The sequence below is a fragment of the Enterobacter cloacae complex sp.6700776 genome (assembly GCF_048284255.1).
Lineage (GTDB): Bacteria > Pseudomonadota > Gammaproteobacteria > Enterobacterales > Enterobacteriaceae > Enterobacter > Enterobacter intestinihominis.
In genome coordinates, this window is record NZ_JBLVYK010000012.1 from 36,969 (window position 1) to 60,169 (window position 23,201).

At 57.4% G+C, this 23,201-nt stretch carries 23 protein-coding genes; 3 read left to right on the plus strand and 20 right to left on the minus strand.

Annotation, left to right across the window (positions count from 1 at the left end; translation table 11 throughout):
- Positions 1-2: 2 nt before the first annotated feature.
- From gntK to ACNQ0T_RS16455, 4 genes are all read right to left on the minus strand, one after another.
- Positions 3-530, minus strand: coding sequence for a gluconokinase (gene gntK / locus ACNQ0T_RS16440; RefSeq protein WP_003861569.1), 528 nt, complete (start codon positions 528-530; stop codon positions 3-5).
- A gap of 126 nt (positions 531-656) precedes the next feature.
- Entirely contained in the window at positions 657-1,652 is a 996-nt protein-coding gene (gene gntR / locus ACNQ0T_RS16445; protein ID WP_003861567.1) for a gluconate operon transcriptional repressor GntR, read from the minus strand.
- 91 nt (positions 1,653-1,743) lie between these two features.
- Positions 1,744-2,439, minus strand: a complete 696-nt coding sequence (locus ACNQ0T_RS16450) for a pirin family protein (protein WP_003861565.1) — start codon at positions 2,437-2,439, stop codon at positions 1,744-1,746.
- A 123-nt stretch (positions 2,440-2,562) separates the two neighbouring features.
- On the minus strand, positions 2,563-3,600 hold the full coding sequence (locus ACNQ0T_RS16455; RefSeq protein WP_417930244.1) for an oxidoreductase: 1,038 nt from the start codon (positions 3,598-3,600) through the stop codon (positions 2,563-2,565).
- 257 nt (positions 3,601-3,857) lie between these two features.
- On the opposite strand from ACNQ0T_RS16455, the gene yhhY reads away from it, so the two are divergent.
- Complete coding sequence (gene yhhY, locus ACNQ0T_RS16460) at positions 3,858-4,346, plus strand: N-acetyltransferase (protein ID WP_023298796.1); 489 nt, start codon at positions 3,858-3,860, stop codon at positions 4,344-4,346.
- A gap of 87 nt (positions 4,347-4,433) precedes the next feature.
- Here yhhY and ggt read toward each other — a convergent pair whose 3' ends face one another.
- Positions 4,434-6,179: a gamma-glutamyltransferase gene (ggt, locus tag ACNQ0T_RS16465; protein WP_072201895.1), complete on the minus strand. Its 1,746-nt coding sequence runs from the start codon at positions 6,177-6,179 to the stop codon at positions 4,434-4,436.
- Positions 6,180-6,301: 122 nt separating this feature from the next.
- On the opposite strand from ggt, the gene ACNQ0T_RS16470 reads away from it, so the two are divergent.
- Positions 6,302-6,673: a DUF2756 family protein gene (locus tag ACNQ0T_RS16470; RefSeq protein ID WP_069597024.1), complete on the plus strand. Its 372-nt coding sequence runs from the start codon at positions 6,302-6,304 to the stop codon at positions 6,671-6,673.
- Here ACNQ0T_RS16470 and ugpQ read toward each other — a convergent pair.
- From ugpQ to livK, 10 genes are all read right to left on the minus strand, one after another.
- Positions 6,663-7,403 (minus strand): glycerophosphodiester phosphodiesterase, encoded by a 741-nt coding sequence (ugpQ, locus tag ACNQ0T_RS16475; protein WP_038416862.1) that lies wholly within the window; start codon positions 7,401-7,403, stop codon positions 6,663-6,665. The genes ACNQ0T_RS16470 and ugpQ overlap by 11 nt on opposite strands.
- Positions 7,400-8,470 (minus strand): sn-glycerol-3-phosphate import ATP-binding protein UgpC, encoded by a 1,071-nt coding sequence (locus ACNQ0T_RS16480; protein ID WP_022649656.1) that lies wholly within the window; start codon positions 8,468-8,470, stop codon positions 7,400-7,402. Before ACNQ0T_RS16480 ends, ugpQ begins: the two co-directional genes overlap by 4 nt.
- Before the next feature lies 1 nt (position 8,471).
- The gene (gene ugpE, locus ACNQ0T_RS16485; protein WP_023298800.1) at positions 8,472-9,317 is read right to left on the minus strand and encodes a sn-glycerol-3-phosphate ABC transporter permease UgpE; all 846 of its coding nucleotides are present in this window, start codon (positions 9,315-9,317) and stop codon (positions 8,472-8,474) included.
- Positions 9,314-10,201, minus strand: coding sequence for a sn-glycerol-3-phosphate ABC transporter permease UgpA (gene ugpA / locus ACNQ0T_RS16490; RefSeq protein WP_003861551.1), 888 nt, complete (start codon positions 10,199-10,201; stop codon positions 9,314-9,316). The genes ugpE and ugpA overlap by 4 nt, the downstream gene beginning before the upstream one ends.
- Before the next feature lie 106 nt (positions 10,202-10,307).
- Positions 10,308-11,624: a sn-glycerol-3-phosphate ABC transporter substrate-binding protein UgpB gene (gene ugpB, locus ACNQ0T_RS16495; RefSeq protein WP_155024856.1), complete on the minus strand. Its 1,317-nt coding sequence runs from the start codon at positions 11,622-11,624 to the stop codon at positions 10,308-10,310.
- A gap of 246 nt (positions 11,625-11,870) precedes the next feature.
- Positions 11,871-12,584, minus strand: a complete 714-nt coding sequence (livF, locus tag ACNQ0T_RS16500) for a high-affinity branched-chain amino acid ABC transporter ATP-binding protein LivF (protein ID WP_023298801.1) — start codon at positions 12,582-12,584, stop codon at positions 11,871-11,873.
- A 1-nt stretch (position 12,585) separates the two neighbouring features.
- On the minus strand, positions 12,586-13,353 hold the full coding sequence (gene livG / locus ACNQ0T_RS16505) for a high-affinity branched-chain amino acid ABC transporter ATP-binding protein LivG (protein ID WP_022649661.1): 768 nt from the start codon (positions 13,351-13,353) through the stop codon (positions 12,586-12,588).
- Positions 13,350-14,627, minus strand: a complete 1,278-nt coding sequence (locus ACNQ0T_RS16510; RefSeq protein WP_006812275.1) for a high-affinity branched-chain amino acid ABC transporter permease LivM — start codon at positions 14,625-14,627, stop codon at positions 13,350-13,352. Before ACNQ0T_RS16510 ends, livG begins: the two co-directional genes overlap by 4 nt.
- Complete coding sequence (gene livH / locus ACNQ0T_RS16515) at positions 14,624-15,550, minus strand: high-affinity branched-chain amino acid ABC transporter permease LivH (protein WP_417930245.1); 927 nt, start codon at positions 15,548-15,550, stop codon at positions 14,624-14,626. The genes ACNQ0T_RS16510 and livH overlap by 4 nt, the downstream gene beginning before the upstream one ends.
- A 46-nt stretch (positions 15,551-15,596) precedes the next feature.
- On the minus strand, positions 15,597-16,706 hold the full coding sequence (gene livK / locus ACNQ0T_RS16520) for a high-affinity branched-chain amino acid ABC transporter substrate-binding protein LivK (RefSeq protein ID WP_022649663.1): 1,110 nt from the start codon (positions 16,704-16,706) through the stop codon (positions 15,597-15,599).
- A 424-nt stretch (positions 16,707-17,130) separates the two neighbouring features.
- Here livK and panM point away from each other — a divergent pair, with 424 nt between their 5' ends.
- On the plus strand, positions 17,131-17,514 hold the full coding sequence (panM, locus tag ACNQ0T_RS16525; RefSeq protein WP_022649664.1) for an aspartate 1-decarboxylase autocleavage activator PanM: 384 nt from the start codon (positions 17,131-17,133) through the stop codon (positions 17,512-17,514).
- A gap of 163 nt (positions 17,515-17,677) precedes the next feature.
- Here panM and livJ read toward each other — a convergent pair whose 3' ends face one another.
- The 5 genes from livJ to ftsE form a co-directional block, all read right to left on the minus strand.
- Positions 17,678-18,778, minus strand: a complete 1,101-nt coding sequence (gene livJ, locus ACNQ0T_RS16530) for a branched chain amino acid ABC transporter substrate-binding protein LivJ (protein ID WP_015571474.1) — start codon at positions 18,776-18,778, stop codon at positions 17,678-17,680.
- Positions 18,779-18,975: 197 nt separating this feature from the next.
- Positions 18,976-20,241, minus strand: coding sequence for a 4-aminobutyrate--2-oxoglutarate transaminase (locus tag ACNQ0T_RS16535; RefSeq protein WP_063150760.1), 1,266 nt, complete (start codon positions 20,239-20,241; stop codon positions 18,976-18,978).
- Positions 20,242-20,377: 136 nt separating this feature from the next.
- On the minus strand, positions 20,378-21,235 hold the full coding sequence (rpoH, locus tag ACNQ0T_RS16540; protein WP_000159624.1) for an RNA polymerase sigma factor RpoH: 858 nt from the start codon (positions 21,233-21,235) through the stop codon (positions 20,378-20,380).
- A gap of 250 nt (positions 21,236-21,485) precedes the next feature.
- The gene (ftsX, locus tag ACNQ0T_RS16545; RefSeq protein WP_022649667.1) at positions 21,486-22,541 is read right to left on the minus strand and encodes a permease-like cell division protein FtsX; all 1,056 of its coding nucleotides are present in this window, start codon (positions 22,539-22,541) and stop codon (positions 21,486-21,488) included.
- Positions 22,534-23,199 (minus strand): cell division ATP-binding protein FtsE, encoded by a 666-nt coding sequence (gene ftsE, locus ACNQ0T_RS16550; RefSeq protein WP_006812284.1) that lies wholly within the window; start codon positions 23,197-23,199, stop codon positions 22,534-22,536. The genes ftsX and ftsE overlap by 8 nt, the downstream gene beginning before the upstream one ends.
- Positions 23,200-23,201: the final 2 nt, after the last annotated feature.

Consider the following 23,201-nt stretch of genomic DNA (forward strand, 5'->3'; position numbering starts at 1 on the left):
ACTTACTGCCTTTTATTAATAACCTCGATGGTGCTGGCAACAACACCTTCCAGCGGCTGATCGATATCAACCACTAAGACATCCTGTTCGTCAGCCCCAGGCTCCTGCAACGCTTCGAACTGCGTTACCAGCATCTGGGTTTTGAAGAAGTGGCCTTTACGCGCCTTCAGGCGACTTTCAATTACCCCGAAATCGCCTTTCAGGTAGATGAAAGAGAGGTTCGGGTTGCCATCGCGCAGCAGGTCGCGATAGGTTTTTTTCAGCGCGGAACAGACTATCAGGGAGACTTTATTGGTGCGCTGCATCGCGAACGCGGCATCATTCAGCGCCTGCAACCAGGGTTTGCGGTCGTCGTCATTCAGCGGCTCGCCGGAAGCCATTTTCATGATGTTGCTGCGCGGATGGAGGAAGTCACCATCAAGAAACGCAGCCTGGAGTTGATGCGCCACTTCGCTCGCCACGGCAGATTTACCGCTACCGGACACGCCCATCAGGACGTAAACGTGGTGATCGTGATTAGTCGTGCTCAAAGGGTGTCCCTCAGTCAATTGTTACGGGTAACAGTTATCGGTAACATTGTCCTGCCGGGGCATAAGAGAAGCAATATCCAAACGTGCGCGAAGTGAATAAGTGTGAGCTACTTCAAATTTGTCGGATTAAATAGATCCACCCGGTGACAAGGTGAAACCTAAATCTAACATTTTAGGGGTAACTGCCTCACCACGAATGCGCGCCAGCAGGCGTTCTGCACCAATGCGGCCCATGCGTTCACGCGGGGTCAGGACGCTTGCCAGACGCGGCTCCATCACCTGGCCAATGTCGTGGCCGTGGAAGCCGGCAATCGCCATATCATCCGGGATTTTTAAACCCAGACGCTGACACTCAAACGCGGCGCCGACCGCAAGGTCATCGTTGGTACAGAAAATACCGTCCAGTTGCGGATACTCGCGTCGCGCCTGACGCATCAGCTCAATACCCGACGTATAAGAGGAAGATTGCTCCACCATCACGCTGTACGGGGTTAAACCGGCGTCGAGCATCGCCTGCTCGTATCCCTTCTGTTTGATGATAGTACGTTCATCCAGACGCGCACCCAGATAGGCCACATGGCGATGACCGCGGGCGATGATCGCCGCCGTCATCTGACGCGCCGCTTCAAAGTTATCGAACCCCACGGCGATGTCGAGGCACGGCGACTGGCTGTCCATCAACTCCACCACCGGAATGCCTGCCACTTCAATCATTTTCAGCGTGCGCGGGGTGTGAGTACGTTCCGTTAAAATCAGGCCGTCGATGTTCCAGGAAAGCATCGATTCAAGACGTTCCTCTTCCAGTTCCGGCTTGTACCCATAGTGGGCGAGCATGGTCTGATAACCAAAGGCATCGGTCACGCTTTCGATGCCACGCAGCACTTCAGCGAAAACCTGGTTGGTTAAGGAAGGAAGCAGGACGCCCACCGCACGGCTGGTCGCATTAGAGAGAATATCGGGCGCGCGGTTGGGGATATAACCCAGTTCATCAAGGGCGGCGGCAATCTTGCCACGCAACGCCACGGAAACCTGCTCCGGGTTACGTAAAAAACGGCTGACCGTCATTTTGGTCACACCGACGCGATCGGCGACATCCTGAAGTACGGGGCGTTTCTTTTTCATCGTCCTGAGAAATCTTGAAGTGAGAGATTTGCTCAGTTTATCACGGACAAAGCTCAACCTTCCCCGTTTAAAGGGAAGGTTGAGAAATTATTTAGACCGGCGGCAGATCAAACAGCAGAATTTCACTTTCGCTGTCGGCATGCACGGAGAGCGCCTGCTCATCCCAGACTGCCAGGCCATCGGCGGTGGTGGCTTTGGTGCCGTTGATGGACACCTCGCCTTTCACCACCTGGATCCACACGCGGCGGTTGGCGGCGATCTGGTGCACAGACTGCTCATCTTTCGCCAGCGCCCAGCGGTACAGCTCCATATCCTGATGCACTTTCAGGGAACCTTCACGCGCATCCGGGGAGAGCACCAGCTGTTTACCCTGTTTCGCATCGAAGCGGCGCTGTTCGTAGCGTGGCGTGATGCCGGTCTCTTCTGGAATGATCCAGATTTGATACAGGTGCAGTTTTTCCGTTTTGCTCGGGTTGTACTCAGAGTGACGCACCCCGGTCCCCGCGCTCATAATCTGGAACTCGCCCGCCGGAACCTGCTCTTTATTGCCCATGCTGTCCTGGTGCTCAACCGCCCCTTCCAGCACATAGGTCAGGATTTCCATGTCCTTGTGCGGGTGGGTACCGAAGCCCTGGCCTGCATCAATCACGTCGTCGTTAATGACGCGCAGCGCGGAGAAGCCCATGAAGTTCGGGTCGTAGTAGTCGGCAAACGAGAATGAATGCCATGAGTCCAGCCAGCCATGATTCGCGTGACCACGTTCGTTTGCTTTGCGTAAGTAGATCATTGTTTTCACCCTCAGTTCGTTTCGATGGAGTAAGTGTGGACGCAAACGCTCAGGGATCATAGAGGGTGAAAATTGACTCCTCTGTTCAAAAATTTAGAACAAGCACAAAGGAGCCATTTTTGCTTATCTGGCGAGGGTTACCGTGGCAGGGGAAGCCTGTTCGAAGGCCCGTTCAAGGATTTCCAGGTTCGTCAGAACGTCAGATTCATTGACGTAATTCGGCGTGCCGCTGGAGAGGGTTTCATACAGCGCATCGTAGACGCGTCCATAATCGCCCGTTTCCGGCTTCAGCTCTTCCCTGACCGTCAGGCCCTCGTCGTTCACGTACTCCAGCACGCCCACGGAATCATCTGCCGCAAAGCCCGGTTCGCCCGGCATGATGTTGGCCTTCAGGCTGGTCTCCTGCTGGTCAATGCCGTACTTGATAAAGGAGCCTTTCTTGCCGTGAACGATAAATTTCGGGTAGTCGATTTTCACCAGATGACTGGTTTTGACTATGGCTTTCAGGTCGCCGTAGAACAGCTGTGCTTCGAAGGTATCGTCCGGATTGGCCTTATTGCGCAGGCTGCGGATGTCGTACGCCACGTGGTCCGGGCGGCCAAACAGGGAGATGATCTGGTCCATGGTGTGTACGCCCAGACCGTAGAACGAACCGTCCTGCGGCAGGCCGGGTTTGGTTTCTGCCACAGGGCGGTAGTAATCGAAGTGGCTTTCGATCTCCACGATCTCGCCGAGCTTGCCGCTTTCGATTGCCTTTTTTGCCGTCAGGAAGCAGCTGTCAAAGCGACGGTTCTGGTAGGGCGTGACTGTCAGCCCTTTGCTTTTCGCCAGCGCAAAGAGTTCCTTCGCTTCGGCGATGGTCGGGGTGAACGGTTTTTCCAGCAGCACGTTTTTACCCGCTTCCAGCGCGCGTTTCGCGTAGTCAAAGTGGCTGTCGGCGTGGGTACAGACCACCACCAGCTTCACCTGCGGATCATTTAACACTTCATCAAGATCGCTGGTGAAATGAATATGGGAATACTGCGGAGACTGCTCTTCTGGCTTCGCGCGGCGGCGATAGATATGGGCCACGTGCCAGGTCTCTTTTCGGTTAAGAACATACGGAAGGTGGTAACGCGTGGTGCTTTTGCCAAATCCAATAAATGCACAATGTAGTGTCATGGCTCAGTCCTTTTGGAAGGTTACTGAGTCTAACCATAACAAAAAAAAAGCCAGCGAGAAGCTGGCTAAAGTAATACTGGAAGCAATGTGAGCAATGTCGTGCTTTCAGGTTCCCGTAGGAGGTCTTCCTGAATGCAGAGCAATAATAATCATTCTCATTCGCACTTGTCCAACACTTTTTGCAAAAAATAGCGATTGACTCAACTTTTAAAGTCACTGATGTTGGAAGGGACTTTAAACTGACTGAGGAACAAGGAATGAGTGAGATAGTGATACGCCACGCTGAACCGAAAGATTACGACGCCATTCGTCAGATCCACGCCCAGCCGGAGGTGTACCACAACACGCTACAGGTTCCTCATCCCTCAGAGCAGATGTGGCATGACCGGCTAACCGATCAGCCCGGTATCAAGCAGTTGGTCGCCTGTATTGATGATACCGTCGCCGGGCATCTGTGCATTGCCGTAGCCCAGCGTCCGCGCCGCAGCCATGTTGCCGATTTTGGAATTTGTGTGGGTGCGCAGTGGCAAAACCGGGGCGTCGCCAGCGCGCTGATACGCACCATGATTGATATGTGCGACAACTGGCTGCGCGTCGACCGCATCGAGTTAACGGTGTTTGTCGATAACGCACCGGCAATCGCGGTGTACAAAAAGCACGGGTTTGAGATTGAAGGCACCGGCAGGCGCTACGCCCTGCGCAACGGCGAGTACGTGGATGCGTATTATATGGCGCGTATGAAGTAGTTTGTTGCCGGGTGACGGCTTCGCCTTACCCGGCCTACGTTCGTGCCGTTGTAGGCCCGGTAAGCGCAGCGCCACCGGGCAAAAAAATCAATACCCCGCCGTTAAATCATCCACCGATCGTGGGTCCGACGCGCCAAACAGTGCCCCGTCCGGCCCGACCATAATGCTCTGGGTGCTGCCCATCGCCTCCTTCACCGCCACCTTCTGCCCGCGCTGCTCAAGCAGCTTGAGGGTATCCGGGCTAAAGCCCTTCTCCACGCGCAACTCGTCCGGCAGCCACTGGTGATGGAAACGCGGCGCATTGGTCGCTTCGGCGACGTTCATCCCAAAGTCGATGCTGTTCACTACCATTTGCAGCACGGTGGTGATAATCCGGCTCCCGCCCGGGCTGCCGGTCACCAGCCAGGTTTTGCCGTCTTTCACCACGATGGTGGGCGACATGGACGACAGCGGGCGCTTCTTCGGCCCGACCGCATTTGCATCGCCGCCGACCAGCCCGTAGACGTTCGGCACGCCCGGCTTGGCCGAGAAGTCATCCATCTCGTTATTCAGCAAAATACCGCTGTTGCCCGCCACAATCCCGGTGCCGAAGGTGGTGTTGAGCGTGTATGTCACCGCCACCGCGTTTCCGTCTTTGTCCACGACCGAGAAGTGGGTGGTCTGGTTACTTTCATACGGCGCCAGCTTGCCCGGGCGGATCTCGCTGGACGGTTTAGCCTTGTTGATGTCGATCTCATCGGCAATCGATTTGGCATAGGCTTTGTTGGTCAGCGCCTGCCACGGCACCTTCACGAAATCCGGATCGCCAAGGTATTCCGAGCGGTCCGCGTAGGCGCGCTTTTCCGCCTCCGCCATCACCTGCATGGCATCGGCACTACCGAAGCCGAACTTGTGCATATCGAAGTTTTCCAGAATATTGAGGATCTGCACAATGTGAATGCCCCCGGAGGACGGCGGCGGCATGGAGAAGACCTCGTAGCCGCGATAGGTGCCGCTAATCGGCTCGCGCTCCACCGCCTTATATTCCGCCAGATCCGCTTTGGTGATCAGCCCGCCGTTCTTCTGCATCTCATCGGCAATCTGATCGGCAATCGGCCCCTTATAGAAGGCGTCCGGACCGTTTTCGGCAATCAGTTCGAGACTTTTTGCGAGGTTCTTCTGCACCAGCTTATCGCCCTTTTTCAGCGGCTCGCCGTCTTTCCAGAAGATAGCCTTGCTGTTTTCATGATTGGGAATAACTTCGCTGCCGTAGGTTTTGAGGTCGTCCGCCAGCGCGTCGTTGACGACGAAGCCGTCGCGCGCCAGCCTGATGGCAGGCTGTACCACTTTATTCAGCGGCAGCGTGCCGTATTTTTCCAGCGCCAGCGAGAACCCCGCAACGGTGCCCGGCGTGCCGGAGGCAAGGTGCGAGGTCAGGGATTTTTTACTGTCCGGATTGCCCTGATCGTCGAGGAACATATCGCGGGAGGCCTGATTCGGTGCCATCTCACGAAAGTCGATGGCCGTAGTTTTACCGTCTTTCGTGCGCAGCATCATAAACCCGCCGCCGCCCAGGTTCCCCGCCTGTGGATGCGTCACCGCCAGCGCGTACCCGACCGCGACCGCCGCATCCACCGCGTTACCGCCCTGTTTAAGAATATCGACGCCCACCTGAGTTGCCAGCGCGTCAACCGAGGCCACCATGCCGTGCGTCGCCCGCACGGGATGAAAAACATCCTCCTCCACGCCGTAAGAGACCGGAGGAGCGGCGGGCGGGTTGGCCGCCACGGTAAATGTGCCGCCTGCCATCAGCGCAGCGATGGCGACCCAGCGCAAAAAGGTTGGTTTCATCATTATTGTTCTCCAGGTGAAGGGGCCTATATTCCCCGCTTAAGCCTGGTTCACAACTCTTAAAAAATCATCGTTATGCCGGAATCAGGATAAACTTAAGAGAAGCCTCAAAGGAGGAGATAACCATGAAACGATTACCGATCCTGATCGCGCTGCTTCCGTTCGCCGCGCTCGCACAGCCGATAAACACGCTGAACAACCCGAACCAGCAGGGCTATGTCATTCCGAGCCAGCAGCGTATGCAGACGGAGATGATGAGCCAGCAACAGCAGCAGAAAGGGATGCTTAATCAGCAGTTAAAGACGCAGACCCAGGTGCAGCAGCAGCACCTGCAAAACCAGATGAACGCTAATACCCAGCGCGTGCAGCAGGGCCAGATGCGCGAGCAGCCGCTGTCAAACTCAAACGGTGGGATGTTAGGGGGCGGGATGTCGCAAAGCAGCGGTCAGCAGCATATGCTGCCGACCCAGCAGAACGGCAGTATGCTTAATAAATAAAGTTCGGCCCGATCTGGTCAATCGCATCGGTACAGATGCTGTCCACGCCCCAGCGCAGCAGCTCGGCTGCACGCTGGGGTTTGTTGACGGTGTAGACCAGTATATGCAGACCGGCCTCTTTCAACAGCGTCACGCGCGCTTCATCCAGCAGCTTATGGTTGAGGTGGATCGACACGCAACCTAAGCGGGCAGTCAGCGCGCGCCAGTCTTCTCGCCACTCATCCAGCAGCAGCCCGCGCGGCAGCTCTGGTACGGCCGCCTGTGCCGCTTCCAGCGCGTCGATGTCAAACGACGACAGCAGCGGTACCGTCATCCCTTCCCACAGCTCACGCGCGGCCAGCGCGATGACTTTGCCCGTCAGCGGCCCGGTGCCGGTGGTCGGTTTGATTTCAATGTTGGCCATCATGCCGTGCTGGCGGCAGCGGTCCGCCACTTCCGCCAGCAGCGGCAGCGGTTCACCTTTGAATTCCCCGCTGAACCAGCTTCCGGCATCCACCTTCAGCAGATCGCGCCACGGCAGTTCGCCCGCCACGCCCCAGCCGTTGCTGGTGCGTTCAAGGTTGTCGTCATGCAGCAGGAAAATTTCGCCGTCCTTCGACAGCTTGGCATCGAACTCGATCATCGTGTGGCCGTAGCGCGCGCCAGCGTCAATTGCCGCCAGGGTGTTTTCCGGCGCCAGTTTACCGCCGCCACGGTGGGCGACAATGTGGGGGTAAGGCCAGTTGCTCATACTCGTTGTCCTGTTTCACCGTCAAATAAGTGCAGGTGATTTTCCGGCATATGCAGCCACAGCGTGCTGCCTGCCTTCGGGCGCTCCTGATGCGGCAGGCGCACCACCAGCTTTTGTTCGCCCCAGCGTCCGTGCGCCAGGTTGTCTGCGCCCAGCATCTCCAGCGTGTCCATCACCAGCGGCACGCCGCCGTCCGCCTGAGACGTCAAACCAATATGCTCCGGGCGGATACCGAGCGTCATCTTACGCCCGGCGTAGCCACGATAGTACCAGTTGATCGGCAACGCCATCCCGCTTTCCAGCTCAAAATGGGTTCCTGCAGCATTGATCCGCCCGTCCAGCAGGTTCATCGCCGGGCTGCCGATAAAACTCGCCACAAAACGGCTGGCCGGTTTTTCGTAGACTTCCACCGGGGTGCCAATCTGCTCGGCGATGCCTTTGTTCATCACCATCACGCGCTGGGCGAGAGTCATGGCCTCTACCTGATCGTGGGTCACGTAGAGGGACGTGGTTTTCAGGCGGCGATGCAGCTGCTGTAGCTCAAGGCGCATCTGCACGCGCAGCTTGGCGTCGAGGTTTGACAGCGGTTCGTCGAACAGAAAGACCGCCGGGTCGCGCACGATGGCGCGCCCCATCGCCACGCGCTGACGCTGGCCGCCGGAAAGCTCACGCGGGCGACGCTTGAGCAGGCCGTCAAGCTCCAGAATGCGCGCGGCTTCTTTCACGCGCTCCTCGATATGGCCTTTGCCCATGCCGCGAATTTTCAGCCCCCAGGCCATGTTCTCTTCCACGCTCATGTGCGGATAGAGGGCGTAGTTCTGGAACACCATCGCAATGCCGCGATCTTTGGGTTCCATCTCGGTAACGCGCTGGCGGTCAATCCAGATATCCCCGGACGTCACGCGTTCCAGCCCCGCCACCATGCGCAGCAGCGTGGATTTCCCACAGCCGGACGGACCGACCATGACGATAAATTCCCCGTCCGCCACGTCGAGCGTCAGCGGCTGAATGACCTGGGTTTTGCCGTCCCAGCTTTTGGTTACTGCCTGTAATTTTAAACCTGCCATCTTATTTCTCACTGTCCACTAAACCACGCACAAACGCACGCTGCATGGCTAAAACGATAACGACCGGGGGGATAAGGGTGAGCAGCATCGCCGCCATCACCTGGTTCCAGAGGGTGGTGCCTTCGCCGGTGGCGATCATGCCTTTGATGCCCGCCACGGCGGTGCCGAGGTTGACGTCCTGAACGATCAGCAGCGGCCACAGGTACTGGTTCCAGCCGTAGATAAAGGTGATCACAAACAGCGCCGCAAGGTTGGTTTTCGACAGCGGCAGCACGATGTCGCGGAAGAAGCGCATCGGCGAGGCGCCGTCAATACGCGCGGCTTCAATCAGCTCATCCGGCAGGGTCATAAAGAACTGGCGGAACAGGAAGGTGGCGGTCGCCGAGGCCATCAGCGGCAGGGTTAAGCCCGCGTAGCTGTCGAGCATCTTCAGGTTGGCGATCACCTCCACCGTCGGGAAGATACGCACCTCCACAGGCAGCATCAGAGTGATGAAAATCATCCAGAAAAACAGGTTACGCAGCGGAAAGCGGAACCAGACGATGGCAAACGCCGAGAGCATCGACACCGTGATTTTGCCGACGGTGATGCCGAACGCCATGATGAAACTGTTGAGCATCATCAGCCAGAACGGCGCGCTGTTGGCCCCCACGCCCTGGGTCCAGATAGTTTTCATGTTCTCGAAAAGATGCCCGCCGGGGACGAGCGTCATCGGCGTGTCGAACACCGCTTTGGTGTCCAGCGTGGCGGCGACGAAGGCCACGTACAGTGGGAACAGGATGACGAGGATGCCCAGGATCAGCAGGGTATGGCTGAAAATCGTCAGCCCGCGACGGTTCTCAATCATTGGTAGCGCACCTTACTTTCGACATAGCGGAATTGCACCACCGTGAGGATGATGACGAGGAACATCAGCACCACGGACTGGGCGGCAGAGGCAGAGAGATCAAGCCCGGCAAAGCCTTCGCGGTAAATTTTATAAATCAGCGTGGTCGTCGCCTGTACCGGACCGCCCGCAGTGGCGGCATCGATCACCGGGAAGGTGTCGAAGAAGGCGTACACCAGGTTTACCACCAGCAGGAAGAAACTCACCGGGGCGATCAGCGGCAGCGACAGCCGGAAGAAGCGGCGCACTGGCCCTGCGCCGTCAATCGCGGCGGCCTCCACCAGCGAACGCGGGATAGACTGTAGCGCGGCGAAGAAAAACAGGAAGTTATAGCTGATCTGCTTCCACACCGAGGCGAACACCACCAGGAACATGGCCTGACCGCTGTTCTGGGCGTGGTTCCAGTCATAGCCAAACTCGCCCAGGAAGTGGGTAATCAGCCCGCGCCCCGGGTTAAACAAGAAGATCCACAGCACGGCGGCCACGGCGGGAGCCACAGCGTAAGGCAGCAGCATCAGGGTCTGATACAGACGGCTGCCGCGCACTACGTAATCCACCAGCGCGGCGAAGAACAGCGACGCGACAAGACCGCTGACGGTGACCAGCGCGCTGAATTTGATCGTCGTCCAGAAGGAGTCCAGGTAGTAGCTGTCATGGAACAGCGCGGTAAAGTTGTCCAGCCCGACAAACTGGCTGGAAAGCCCGAACGGATCGACGCTTTGTACCGAGTACCACAGCGCTTCGCCCGCAGGCCAGATAAAGAAGATAACGGTGATGACCAGCTGCGGCGCGACCAGCAGGTACGGCAGCCAGCGGGAACGGAACACCGGACGGGATGAGGACATGGAGATTTGATTCCTGAACAATGCCGGGTGGCGGCTGTGCCTTACCCGGCCTACATGGGGCACATCGTAGGCCCGGTAAGCGAAGCGCCACCGGGCGTTTCAGCGATTACGATTTCGTCGACTGCTCAAAGCGGCGCAGCAGCTGATTGCCGCGCTCTACCGCAGAGTCCAGCGCCTGCTGCGGGGTTTTCTTCCCGGTCCACACGCTTTCCAGCTCTTCATCCACGATGGTGCGGATCTGCGGCATGTTGCCCAGACGCAGGCCTTTGGTGAACGGCAACGGCGGCTTGTTCAGCATCTGACGCGTCGCGATGTCCGCGCCCGGGTTCTTGCTGTAGAAGCCCTGCTCCCGGGTCAGGTCGTACGCGGCTTTGGTGATCGGCAGGTAGCCGGTCTTCTGGTGCCACTCGGCGGCGTTTTCCGGCTTGGCCAGGAAGTCGAGGAACTCGGCCACGCCTTTGTAGGTGCCGTTGTCTTTACCCTGCATCACCCACAGGCTCGCCCCGCCGATGATGGCGTTCTGCGGCGCGCCTTTTACATCAGCGTCGTACGGCATCATGCCCACGCCGTAGTTGAATTTGGCGTAGTGACGGATGTCCGCCAGCGAACCGGAAGACGCGGTAGTAATGGCGCAGTCACCGTTGTAGAACTTCTCGGTGGATTCGTCTTTGCGCCCGAAATAGCTGAAGTCGCCCTTCTTGTTCAGATCGGCCAGCAGCGCGATGTGCTTCACCTGCTCCGGCTTGTTAAATTCCAGAACCGCGTCGGTGCCATCGAAGCCGTTGTTTTTGGTGGCAACCGGCAGGCCGTGCCAGGCGCTGAAGTTTTCAATCTGGATCCAGCCCTGCCAGCCGCTGGCGTAGCCGCACTTCATCCCCGCCGCTTTCAGCTTCGCGGTGTACTCCGCCAGATCCTGCCAGGTTTTTGGCGGCTGTTCCGGATCTAAACCGGCTTTTTTGAAGGCATCTTTGTTGTAGTACAGCACCGGCGTGGAGCTGTTAAACGGTTGGGACAGCAGGTGGCCGGTTTTGGAATCGGTGTAGTAACCGGAGACGGTCGGCACGAACTGGGATTCGTCAAAGTTGATGCCCGCGTCTTTGAACACTTCATAGACCGGCTTGATGGCTTTGGAGGCCATCATGGTCGCGGTGCCGACTTCATAAACCTGTAACAGGGCTGGCGCATTGCCGGTACGGAAGGCGGCGATGCCCGCGCTCAGGCTCTGCTCGTAGTTACCTTTGTACACCGGCACAATTTTGTAATCCGGGTGGGTGTCGTTGAAACGTTGCGCCAGGGAGTCAACCTCTTTACCCAACTCCCCTTCCATAGAATGCCAGAACGGAATGGTGGTCACAGCCATTGCGTTCATCGCAAAAGCCAGACCGATTGCCAGACCCAAAGCTGTGTGTCGTAACGATGTCATTGTCATCTCTCTTATTATGCCGGATGCGCGATATCACGCGTTTTGTGCTCGCGAGGTAACATGACATGCTCGAATGACAGAAAAATAACTGTTTGTTTACAGATAGGTGACAGCCAGGCGTCAGAGGGATGATGGTTGTGTGAAGGGGTTAATATGAAAAAAAGCCGGGTGGCGGCTTCGCCTTACCCGGCCTACATGGTATCCGTAGGCCCGGTAAGCGCAGCGCCACCGGGCGATACAGACGGCTTAGCCGCCCAAATACGCGCTCCGCACCGCTTCGTTCGCCAGCAGCGCATCGCCGGTATCGGAGAGCACCACGCGGCCGTTCTCCAGCACGTAGCCACGGTCAGCGAGCTTCAGCGCCTGGTTGGCGTTCTGCTCGACGAGGAAGATGGTCATCCCCTCTTTGCGCAGCTGCTCGATGGTGTCGAAAATCTGCTGAATGATGATAGGCGCCAGCCCGAGCGACGGTTCATCCAGCAGCAGCAGACGCGGCTGGCTCATCAGCGCGCGGCCAATCGCCAGCATCTGTTGCTCCCCGCCGGACATGGTGCCCGCGCGCTGAATTCGCCGCTCCCACAGGCGCGGGAAGAGTTCGTATACCCATTTGATGCGGGTCTGGTATTCATCCCGGTGGGCGAAGAAACCGCCCATCGCCAGGTTCTCTTCGACCGTCATGCGCGAGAACACGCGACGCCCTTCCGGGACGATCGCTACCGCTTCACGCATAATTTTAGCCGTCTGCCAGTCGGTAATATCTTTGCCGTCAAACACAATCCGCCCGCTGGTGGCGCGCGGATCGCCGCACAAGGTGCCGAGCAGCGTGGTTTTCCCCGCGCCGTTGGCGCCAATCAGGGTGACGATTTCGCCCTGATTGATATGCAGGCTGACGTCGTGCAGCGCCTGGATCTTACCGTAGTGCGCATTGACCTTGTCGAACGTTAACATCGCTTTTTCCATCTTATGCCTCACCAAGGTATGCGCGGATCACGTCCGGGTTGCTGCGGATCTCTTCCGGCGTGCCGTTTGCCAGCGGCGTGCCCTGGTTTACCACGTAGATACGGTCCGAAATGCCCATCACCAGCTTCATGTCGTGCTCAATCAGCAGGATGGTGGTGTCGTGATGATCGCGAAGCTCGGCAATCAGCTCGTCCAGCTCTTTGGTCTCTTTCGGGTTAAGGCCCGCCGCCGGTTCGTCGAGCATCAGGATCTCCGGCTGGGTCACCATGCAGCGCACGATCTCAAGGCGACGCTGGTCACCGTAGGCGAGGTTGCTCGCCTGACGGTTGGCGTGCTGGAGCAGGCCGATACGGTCGAGCCAGGTGGCGGCGCGATCGAGCGCCTCCTCCTGCGCGCGGCGGAAGGCCGGGGTTTTCAGCAGGCCGGAAAAGAGGCCGGTTTTGAGTTGCTGATGTTGCGCCACCAGCAGGTTCTCAATCACCGTCATCTCCCGGAACAGACGCACGTGCTGGAAGGTACGCACCACGCCCATGCGGGCAATCTGCTGGCCCGGCAGCCCTTCGAGGTGCTGGTCGCGCAGCATGATGGTGCCACCTGTCGGCTTGTAAAAACCGGTCAGGCAGTTGAATACTGTGGTTTTCCCTGCGCCGTTCGGGCCAATCAGGGAGACAATCTCTTTCTTGTGCAGATCCAGATTCACATTGTTGACCGCCAGCAGGCCACCAAAACGCATCATCAGACCGTTAACGGATAATAATGGCTGACTCATGCCTGCTCTCCTTTCGCTTCCGCGCTCTTAAGCTTCAGCTGTGGACGCGTCATCGGCAGCAGGCCCTGCGGACGCCAGATCATCATCAGCACCATCAAGCCACCCAGCATCAGCATGCTGTATTCGTTAAAGTCGCGCATCAGCTCGCGCGAGACCACCAGCAGGATGGCCGCGAGGATCACGGCGAACTGGGAACCCATCCCGCCGAGCACCACAATCGCCAGCACGAAGGCCGATTCGGCAAAGGTGAACGATTCCGGGCTGACGAAGCCCTGACGCGCGGCAAACAGCGTTCCGGCGAAACCGGCAAACGCGGCGCTGATGGTAAACGCGGTCAGCTTGATACGGGTCGGATTCAGGCCCAGGGAGCGGCAGGCGATCTCATCCTCACGCAGCGCTTCCCATGCGCGGCCCAGCGGCATGCGCAGCAGACGGTTGATCACAAACAGGGTAATCACCACCAGCAGCAGCGCCACCAGGTAGAGCCAGATCACGCGGTCGGACGGGTCGTATTTGATGCCAAAGAAGTTGCTGAAGGTATCCCAGCCGCCTTCGCGGGCGGTACGGCTGAACTCCAGGCCGAAGAAGGTCGGTTTCGGGATCTGGCTGATGCCGTTCGGACCGCCGGTCACTTCGGTATTGTTGAGCAGCAGGATACGGACGATTTCGCCGAAGCCTAAGGTCACAATCGCCAGGTAGTCACCGCGCAGGCGCAGCACCGGGAAGCCGAGCAGGAAGCCCGCGGCGGCAGAGACCAGCCCCGCCAGCGGCAAACAGGTCCAGAAGCCGAGGCCGTAATAATGGTTCAGCAGCGCGAAGGTGTACGCGCCGATGGCGTAGAACCCGCCGTAGCCCAGCACCAGCAGGCCAGACAGCCCCACCACCACGTTCAGACCCAGCCCCAGAATCACGTAGATCATGGTCAGGGTGGCAATATCCACCGTCCCGCGCGATACCATAAACGGCCACGCCACGGCAGCCACCAGCAGCGCCACAAGGAACAGCTTCTGCTTCACGGTTGTACCGTCGATCGCCGGCAGGACGAATTTCGGCCCGGAGACGTTCTTCAGCGTCTTCTGGAACAGCGGACGCAGCAGCTGGAACAGGAACACCACGCCAGTACCGATAAACACCCACTGCCAGCGGATATCGGGGGCGGTATCCACCACCAGCTTCGTGCCGTCCAGCCCTAACTGGACGCCCATAAAGACGCCCGCCAGGACGAAGAACATGGCGGCAGAAAGCAGCGCCATCGCAAAATGCATCGGTTTCATACTTTCTCTACCTCCGGACGGCCAAGAATACCGGTAGGCATCACCAGCAGAACCAGAATCAGCAGGGCAAACGACACCACATCTTTATATTCGGTGCTCAGGTACGCCGAGGAGAGCGCTTCGGCCACGCCCAAAATCAGGCCGCCAATCATCGCGCCCGGAATGCTGCCGATACCGCCCAGTACCGCGGCGGTGAAGGCTTTCATCCCGGCCATAAAGCCGATGTACGGGTTGATTACGCCGTAGAACTGGCCGAGCAACACGCCCGCCACCGCCGCCATCGCTGCACCGATCACGAAGGTCAGGGCAATCACGCGGTCGGTGTTGATCCCGAGCAAGCTCGCCATCTTCAGGTCTTCCGCGCAGGCGCGGCAGGCGCGTCCCATGCGGGAGTAGCGGATGAACAGGGTCAGGGCCAGCATGGCAATAAAGGTCACAACCCAGATAACCAGCTGCATGGTGGTGATGGTGGCAGAGAAGTTTTCGCTGGCCCCCACAATCCACTGGCCGTTAAACAGGCTTGGCAGCGCTACGTCGCGTGAACCTTCGGACAGGCTGACGTAGTTTTGCAGGAAAATGGACATACCGATGGCGGAGATCAGCGCGATCAGGCGCTTGGAGCTGCGCACCGGCCGGTAGGCCACCCGTTCGATGCTCCAGCCGTAGGCGCTGGCAATCACAATCGCGCCGACAAACCCGGCGGCCACCAGCAGCCAGCTGCTGTCGATGCCCATCATCATCAGCGCGGCGATGATCATAAAGGAGACGTAGCTACCGATCATGTACACCTCGCCGTGGGCGAAGTTGATCATGCCGATAATGCCGTAAACCATCGTGTAGCCGATGGCGATCAGCGCGTAGGTGCTTCCCAGCGTGACGCCGTTAAACATCTGCTGCAAAAAGTAGAGAAACTGCTCGGACATATGCAAACCTTTTTATATCCGCCCGGTAAACCGGGCGGTGGGATTATTATTTGGCGACCGAGGACGAACCGTCGGCGTGCCACTTAAAGACACCAAATTCAAATCCCTTCAGATCGCCTTTCTCATCCCAGTTCAGCGGCCCAATCACGGTGTTCGCCCCGTGTGCTTTTAAATCTTTCACCAGATCCAGCGGCTCTTTGCTGCCGGTGCGATCCATGGCCGTGGCCAGCGACTGCACGGCCGCGTAGGTGATCCAGACGTATGGGCCACTCGGATCTTTCTTCTGTGCCTTGAGCGCATCCACGATAGCTTTATTCGCCGGATCCTGGTCATAGCGTTTTGGCATCGTCACCAGCATGCCTTCGGCAGAATCGCCCGCGATGTTCGACAGGGAGGCATTACCGACGCCCTCAGGCCCCATAAACTGGGTTTTCAGACCGGTGGCGCGCGCCTGGCGCAACATCTGCCCCATTTCCGGGTAGTAGCCGCCGTAGTAAACGAAGTCGATATTCTCTTTTTGCAGGCGGGCGATCAGCGCGGAGAAGTCTTTCTCACCGGCGGTAATGCCGTCGAAGAAGACGATATTCGCCCCGCCTTTTTTCAGGCCGTCCTGTACGGAGCGCGCCAGGCCTTCACCGTACTGCTGTTTGTCATGAATGATGGCAATGCGCTGTGGCTTAACGGTTTCGAGGATGTATTTGGCGGCGGTTGGCCCCTGCGAGGAGTCCAGACCGGCGGTACGCATAATGTGCTGGTAACCCCGCTGGGTCAGTTCCGGGTTGGTGGCGCCCGGGGTGATCATCAGGATGCCTTCGTCTTCGTAGATATCAGACGCAGGCTGCGTGGAGGAGGAACACAGGTGCCCGATGACGTACTGGATACCGTCGTTAACGATTTTGTTGGCGACCGCGACGGCCTGTTTTGGATCGCAGGCGTCGTCATACTCCACGCCCACCAGCTTGTCGCCTTTGATGCCGCCTTTAGCATTGATATCTTTGATGGCCTGACGCGCGCCGTTGAACTCCATATCGCCCCACTGGGCAACGGGGCCGGACATCGCACCCACTACCGCAACTTTAATGTCGTCTGCCATAGCGGCATGCGAGATCGACAGTGCGACCATCCCCGCGATTAACGTCTTCGCGTTCCTTTTCATCTCAGAATCCCCATTCGTGAAGTGATGTTTATATTTTGTTTTATTATGGTTAAAAAGCATTCTGTACTTTTAATGAACAACGCTATTTTTACCAGTGCCTTTAATGGTTTAGCGCAGGTTTTTAACAAAAACCAGACTAATATCTCTATTTTTCAGGCGATTAAGCAAAGATAATATTCTGAAATCAGACGGAGATAAACAAATAAAAGCGCAGTTTGCAGCATAAAATAACGGTACAAAGCGCCGAATAAATCACTACCATTCAGGTTAAAATTCTGCTTATTTTTCGATCCATGTGTTTTCAAACTGCCCATCGCGTTGCCAAAAAACTAATCACCTGGTAAATGGGAAGAAAAAGAGAAAGTGCCTGAGCAATTAAATTGAGTACACTGGCCGTACTCTTTTTGATTTGGACAAGCAGCTAATGAAACTGACTATCGTGCGTCTGGTGACCTTTAGCGACCAGGATCATATCGACCTGGGCAAGATCTGGCCGGAATATTCCTCTTCATCGCTGGCCGTCGATGAGAACCACCGCATCTATGCCGCGCGCTTTAACGAGCGCCTGCTGGCCGCCGTCCGCGTAACGCTGAGCGGCACGGAAGGGGCGCTGGACTCCCTGCGCGTGCGCGACGTGACCCGTCGTCGCGGGGTCGGGCAGTATTTGATTGAAGAGGTGATCCGCGAAAACCCGAGCGTGACCTCCTGGTGGATGGCCGACGTGGGCGTAGAGGATCGCGGCGTAATGGCGGCGTTTATGCAGGCGTTAGGGTTTACGGCGCAGGCGAACGGGTGGGAGAAGCGCTAAAAGAAAGCCGGGTGGCGGCTGCGAGGTGCTCATTGTAGGCTCGGTAAGCGAAGCGCCACCGGGCAAAAGCGGGGCTCTGCGGCCTGATGCCCTCACCCCGGCCCTCTCCCACGGGGAGAGGGAGAAAACATTAAAAAAGGCAACTTACGTTGCCTTTTTGCTTTTATTTGGCGTCTGTCGCCGTGCCGTTGGCATGCCAGTCAAACACGCCGAACTCGAAGCCCTTCAGGTCACCCTTCTCATCCCAGGACAGCGGCCCCATCACGGTTTCCACCGAGTTCGCTTTCAGCCAGGTGGCAATCTCCGCCGGATCGGCTGACTGGTTCAGGCCCGCTTGCAGAGACTGCAACGCTGCGTAAGTGGTCCAGACGAACGCACCGCTTGGATCCTGTTTCTTCGCCTTGATGGCATCTACAACAGGTTTGTTCGCAGGCACCTGGTCGTAGTTTTTCGGTTTGGTCACCAGCAGCCCTTCAGCAGACTCACCCGCGATGTTAGACAGGGAAACGTTCGCCACGCCTTCTGGCCCCATGAACTGTGTCTTCAGACCCGCCGCACGCGCCTGACGCAGGATCTGCCCCATTTCCGGGTGGTAGCCGCCGTAATAAACGAAATCGATATTCTCTTTCTTCAGACGCGCTACCAGAGTCGAGAAGTCTTTCTCACCGGCGGTGATACCGTCAAAGAACACCACGTTGGCATTCGCTTTTTTCAGGTTATCCTGCACCGCACGGGCCAGGCCTTCGCCGTACTGCTGTTTGTCATGAACAATCGCGATGCGCTGCGGCTTCACTTTTTCCACGATGTATTTCGCGGCGGTTGGCCCCTGATCGGAGTCCAGACCGGTGGTACGCAGGATCAGCTTATAGCCGCGCGCGGTCAGCTCTGGTGCCGTCGCAGCCGGCGTGATCATCAGAATGCCTTCGTCTTCGTAGATGTCAGACGCGGGCTGGGTGGAAGAGGAGCACAGGTGACCGATAACGTATTTGATCCCGTCGTTTACCACTTTGTTCGCCACCGCGACCGCCTGTTTCGGGTCACAGGCATCGTCATATTTTACGATTTGCAGCTTTTCGCCCTTGATGCCGCCCTTAGCATTAATGTCTGCAACCGCCTGTTCCGCGCCCGTAAATTCCTGGTCGCCGTACTGTGCTACCGGACCGGACATCGCGCCCACCACGGCCACTTTAATATCGGCCTGCGCCATAGTGCTGAATGCCAACGCGATACATCCTGCCAGTAACGCTTTACCCTTCATGTTCATCCTGAGATTCCCCATTATTATGGTTATAACGATTGTTGTGATGTTGTTGTGTAGCGCTTTATTTCAATTATAGGCGTGCTGTTCGCGCTTTTTCAGCATACTCTGCTAAAACATACCCCATTTTTATGATTTTGGAATAGCTAATTTGAAATGAAAATATGATAAGCCCGACTGTCATTTGAGCCGGGCTTTTGGCTTTATCGTGTCAGCGAGGCGGAAATAATATCCAGCGCTTTACGGAACTGCGCTTCGGGGATGGTGAGCGGGTAGAGGAAGCGGATAACGTTGCCGTAGACGCCGCAACTCAAAAGCAGCAGCCCTTCGTTTAACGCGCGTTCCTGAACCTGACGGGTAAATTCCGGCGACGGCAGTCCGGTTTGCGGATCGGTAAATTCCACCGCCACCATCGAGCCCTGCCCACGGATATCGGCGATCCAGGGACAGCCATCCTTCGCTTTATTCAGCACCTCGACAAGATGATGGCCGAGATGAGACGCGCGCGTGCAGAGATCTTCCTCGTCAATCACGTCCAGCACCGCATGGGCCGCCGCAATCGCCAGCGGGTTACCCGCGTAGGTGCCGCCCAGTCCGCCCGGAGCGGGCGCGTCCATCACCTCTGCCCGGCCAGAGACGGCAGAGAGCGGCATTCCGCCCGCCAGGCTTTTCGCCATGGTGATCAGATCGGGCTTCACGCAGTGGTTTTCCATGGAGAATAGCTTGCCGGTACGGGCGAAGCCGGTTTGCACTTCGTCGGCAATCAGTAAAATCCCGTGGGTATCGCACAGGGCACGCAGCGCCTGCATAAAATCAGCGGGCGCGACGTTGAATCCGCCCTCGCCCTGAACCGGTTCAATAATGATTGCCGCCACCTGATCGGGCGCGATATCGGCTTTGAAGATGCGCTCCAGGCTTTTTAACGCTTCGGCGGTACTGACGCCGTGCAGGTTGTTGGGGAATTGCGCGTGGTACACCGAGCCGGGGAACGGGCCGAAGCCGAGCTTATAGGGCGCCACTTTGCCGGTCAGCGCCATGGTCATAAAGGTACGGCCGTGGAACGCGCCGCCGAAGGTGATAAGGCCGGGACGTCTGGTGTACGCCCGGGCAATTTTCACCGCGTTTTCGACCGCTTCTGCACCCGTTGAGAAGAAGGCGGTTTTGGCTGGCCCCTCTATGGGTACGCGCTGGTTGATGCGCTCGGCAAGCGCCACATAACCTTCATAGGGGACGATCTGGTAAGCGGTATGGGTAAAGGCATGAAGCTGTTTTTCGATGGCGGCGATAACTTTAGGATGGCGATGCCCGGTATTCAGCACGGCGATCCCGGCGGCAAAATCAATATACTCGTTACCTTCTACGTCCCACACCGTGGCGTTTTCGGCTTTATCGGCATAGAAGTTACACATGACGCCGATACCGCGCGGCGTTGCCTGTAAACGCCGGTCGTTCAGTTCGTTATTTTTCACCCTGTCACCCTCTGAATGTCGCCTGCTTAGCGCACCAGTAAGTGTTTGCCAGGGGGAAGAAATTCGCCAGAGCGGGCGCTAAAAAAACAAAACCCCCAGACTCTCATCCAGGGGTTCTCGGTGTACTTCGCGGAAATTACGCTTCGATAGCGGCGCGAAGTTTTTTCATGGCGTTCTTCTCAAGCTGACGCACACGTTCAGCGGAGACGCCGTAGCGGTCGGCCAGTTCCTGCAACGTGGACTTGTTATCTTCGTCCAGCCAGCGGGCACGGATGATATCCTGGCTACGCTCGTCGAGGCCTTCCATCGCGAAGGTCAGCTTGTTTGCCGCCTGGTCTTCCCAGTTATCCTCTTCAATGCCGTCAGCAAAGTTAGAGGTTTTATCCTGCAGATACAGGACCGGGGCCATCGGCTGGCTGTCGGAGGCATCGTCGTCGGCAGACATATCAAACGTCATGTCCTGCGCGGCCATACGGGATTCCATCTCGCGGACGTCTTTGCTGGAAACGCCCAGCTCGCGCGCCACCATTTCCACTTCATCCTGATTGAACCAGCCCAGACGCTGCTTGGTTTTACGCAGGTTGAAGAACAGTTTGCGCTGCGCTTTCGTCGTAGCGACTTTCACAATACGCCAGTTACGCAGGACGTATTCGTGAATTTCCGCTTTGATCCAGTGCACGGCGAAGGAGACGAGTCGCACACCCACTTCCGGGTTGAAGCGACGTACCGCCTTCATCAGGCCAATGTTACCTTCCTGAATCAGGTCCGCCTGCGGCAGGCCGTAGCCCGCATAATTACGAGCAACGTGAACAACAAAGCGCAGGTGAGACAGGATCAGCGTTTTAGCTGCTTCCAGATCGCCCTGGTAATGCAGCTTTTCAGCAAGCTCCTTTTCTTCCTCAGCCGTTAACATCGGCCAGGTGTTCGCAGCCCGGATGTAAGATTCCAGGTTACCAACAGGGGCTAAAGCTAAAGTTTGCATTTCTTTGGTCATTCATTCCTCTCAATGTTTCTTCTGGTCCAGGTTGTCCCCGTCAGGCAACAACCATGCCAAAGCGTTTGAGCAACGAGATTAGCATTCACTCTTTTATCAGACAGTGATTTTATCCACAAGTTCCAGGTGCAACAGTGAATAAATTACGCACAAAATGTGACATGAAGTTGATTACAGGGGAAGAGACAACAGGGACGCTTTCCCTGCAAGCGAACATCTCGGTGCAGGGAAAGATTATATCACGCTTTTATTAGTCGGGAGTAAAGTGGCGTAAATGTTGAACCGTTGCCAGCCATGCCGCCACCCAGCCGATCATGGAGCAGACCAGCAGCAACAGCAGGCACTCATCGAACCCTAAGCCACTGATATCAAACTTCGTTCCGAAAACCTGCGCCACCTCGGTGACGGCAGAGGACAGCCGCATCACCAAAATTTCTGACAAAATCAATGAAAGAAATGCACCAGAAAAACCTAATAACGCGCCGCCATAGAGGAACGGGCGGAGGATGAAACCATCCGTTGCGCCAATCAGTTTCTGCACGTTGATGGTATCGCGACGGGCGAAGATGCTCAGGCGCACGCTGTTACCGATGACGAGGAACACCGCCGCCACCATCAGCACGCCGATCATCGCCGATACGCGCCCCACCAGCCCGGTCAGGGCGGCAAGACGGGCAAACCAGCTGTCGTCCATGCGCACTTCATCAATCCCATTGATGCGGGTAATGCGGTCGCGCAGGGTGTTGAGCGAATCGGTGCCCTGGAAATCGAGCTTCGGGATCACCACCGCCACGGCGGGCAGCGGGTTCTCTTCCAGCATATCCAGCGCGCCGCCGAACCCGGACCAGTTGCGGAATTCGCCCAGCGCTTCATCGCGGGAAAGATAGTTCACCTTCTCCACGCCCTGCTCGGCCTGAATCTGCCCCACTACCTGAGCCGCCGCGTTATCGTCGAGGGCTTTATCCAGATAAACGGTAATCTGCGGCGACGGATAGTACTGGGACGCCGCCTGGTTCACGTTTTTGTAAACCATGTAGCAGACGCTCGGCAGCGTCAGGGAGATGGCAATCACCATCACCGTCAGGAACGTCGCCAGCGGTTTGCTTTTTAGATCCTGCAACGCGCCCTGGAAGGCGTAGCGCACCTGTTCGTTGAAGACGTTGGTTTTACGGGAGTTCGGTTTCGGTGTCGCTTTGGCACGCTTAGGCGCATGGCGATTGCCGTCTCCGCCGCCCTGAGGCTTGCGGAAACGGTCAAACCGGTTGCTGAACTGCCGTATCTGGTTCATTGCATCACGCTTATTCACCGTGGCCTCCGTGCAAATGCCCGTCGCTCAGGGTCAGCATGCGGTACGAACGGCGTGAGATAAGCCCCATGTCGTGCGTCGCCATCAGTACCGTGACCCCCACGCGGTTAAATTCCTCAAACAGACGCAGGATCCCTTCAGAGAGGGCATCGTCCAGGTTACCGGTCGGTTCATCCGCCAGCAAGACGGCAGGCTTGTTCACCACCGCACGGGCGATGCCCACGCGCTGCTGCTCACCGCCGGAGAGCTGGATCGGGAAGTTCTTCGCTTTGTCCAGCAGCCCGACCTTATCCAGCGCCGCCGAAACGCGACGGCGGATATCATCGTAACTGGCGCCGGCAATAATCAGCGGGATCGCGACGTTATCGAAAACCGTGCGATCCATCAGCAGGTGGTGATCCTGGAAAATCATGCCAATCTGACGACGCAGGAACGGCACTTCACGGTTCTTAAGACGGCTAATTTCATGGCCGCTGAACCAGATTTTCCCGGCACTTGGCCGCTCGATCCCACAGATCAGCTTGAGCAGGGTACTTTTCCCCGCGCCGGAATGGCCGGTCAGGAATGCCATCTCGCCTGGCTGGAGGTGGAATGTAACCCCCTGCAGCGCTTGTCTCCCGCCGAGATAGGCCTTGCTGACGTGTTCAAAGCGAATCATTG

What these genes read in the sequence shown, in the direction of transcription:
- gntR (WP_003861567.1), bottom strand. Translation starts at nt 1,652, where the DNA reads ATGAAAAAGAAACGCCCCGTACTTCAGGATGTCGCCGATCGCGTCGGT.
- ACNQ0T_RS16450 (WP_003861565.1), bottom strand. Translation starts at nt 2,439, where the DNA reads ATGATCTACTTACGCAAAGCAAACGAACGTGGTCACGCGAATCATGGC.
- ACNQ0T_RS16455 (WP_417930244.1), bottom strand. Translation starts at nt 3,600, where the DNA reads ATGACACTACATTGTGCATTTATTGGATTTGGCAAAAGCACCACGCGT.
- yhhY (WP_023298796.1), top strand. Translation starts at nt 3,858, where the DNA reads ATGAGTGAGATAGTGATACGCCACGCTGAACCGAAAGATTACGACGCC.
- ggt (WP_072201895.1), bottom strand. Translation starts at nt 6,179, where the DNA reads ATGATGAAACCAACCTTTTTGCGCTGGGTCGCCATCGCTGCGCTGATG.
- ACNQ0T_RS16470 (WP_069597024.1), top strand. Translation starts at nt 6,302, where the DNA reads ATGAAACGATTACCGATCCTGATCGCGCTGCTTCCGTTCGCCGCGCTC.
- ugpQ (WP_038416862.1), bottom strand. Translation starts at nt 7,403, where the DNA reads ATGAGCAACTGGCCTTACCCCCACATTGTCGCCCACCGTGGCGGCGGT.
- ACNQ0T_RS16480 (WP_022649656.1), bottom strand. Translation starts at nt 8,470, where the DNA reads ATGGCAGGTTTAAAATTACAGGCAGTAACCAAAAGCTGGGACGGCAAA.
- ugpE (WP_023298800.1), bottom strand. Translation starts at nt 9,317, where the DNA reads ATGATTGAGAACCGTCGCGGGCTGACGATTTTCAGCCATACCCTGCTG.
- ugpA (WP_003861551.1), bottom strand. Translation starts at nt 10,201, where the DNA reads ATGTCCTCATCCCGTCCGGTGTTCCGTTCCCGCTGGCTGCCGTACCTG.
- ugpB (WP_155024856.1), bottom strand. Translation starts at nt 11,624, where the DNA reads ATGACATCGTTACGACACACAGCTTTGGGTCTGGCAATCGGTCTGGCT.
- livF (WP_023298801.1), bottom strand. Translation starts at nt 12,584, where the DNA reads ATGGAAAAAGCGATGTTAACGTTCGACAAGGTCAATGCGCACTACGGT.
- livG (WP_022649661.1), bottom strand. Translation starts at nt 13,353, where the DNA reads ATGAGTCAGCCATTATTATCCGTTAACGGTCTGATGATGCGTTTTGGT.
- ACNQ0T_RS16510 (WP_006812275.1), bottom strand. Translation starts at nt 14,627, where the DNA reads ATGAAACCGATGCATTTTGCGATGGCGCTGCTTTCTGCCGCCATGTTC.
- livH (WP_417930245.1), bottom strand. Translation starts at nt 15,550, where the DNA reads ATGTCCGAGCAGTTTCTCTACTTTTTGCAGCAGATGTTTAACGGCGTC.
- livK (WP_022649663.1), bottom strand. Translation starts at nt 16,706, where the DNA reads ATGAAAAGGAACGCGAAGACGTTAATCGCGGGGATGGTCGCACTGTCG.
- panM (WP_022649664.1), top strand. Translation starts at nt 17,131, where the DNA reads ATGAAACTGACTATCGTGCGTCTGGTGACCTTTAGCGACCAGGATCAT.
- livJ (WP_015571474.1), bottom strand. Translation starts at nt 18,778, where the DNA reads ATGAACATGAAGGGTAAAGCGTTACTGGCAGGATGTATCGCGTTGGCA.
- rpoH (WP_000159624.1), bottom strand. Translation starts at nt 21,235, where the DNA reads ATGACCAAAGAAATGCAAACTTTAGCTTTAGCCCCTGTTGGTAACCTG.
- ftsE (WP_006812284.1), bottom strand. Translation starts at nt 23,199, where the DNA reads ATGATTCGCTTTGAACACGTCAGCAAGGCCTATCTCGGCGGGAGACAA.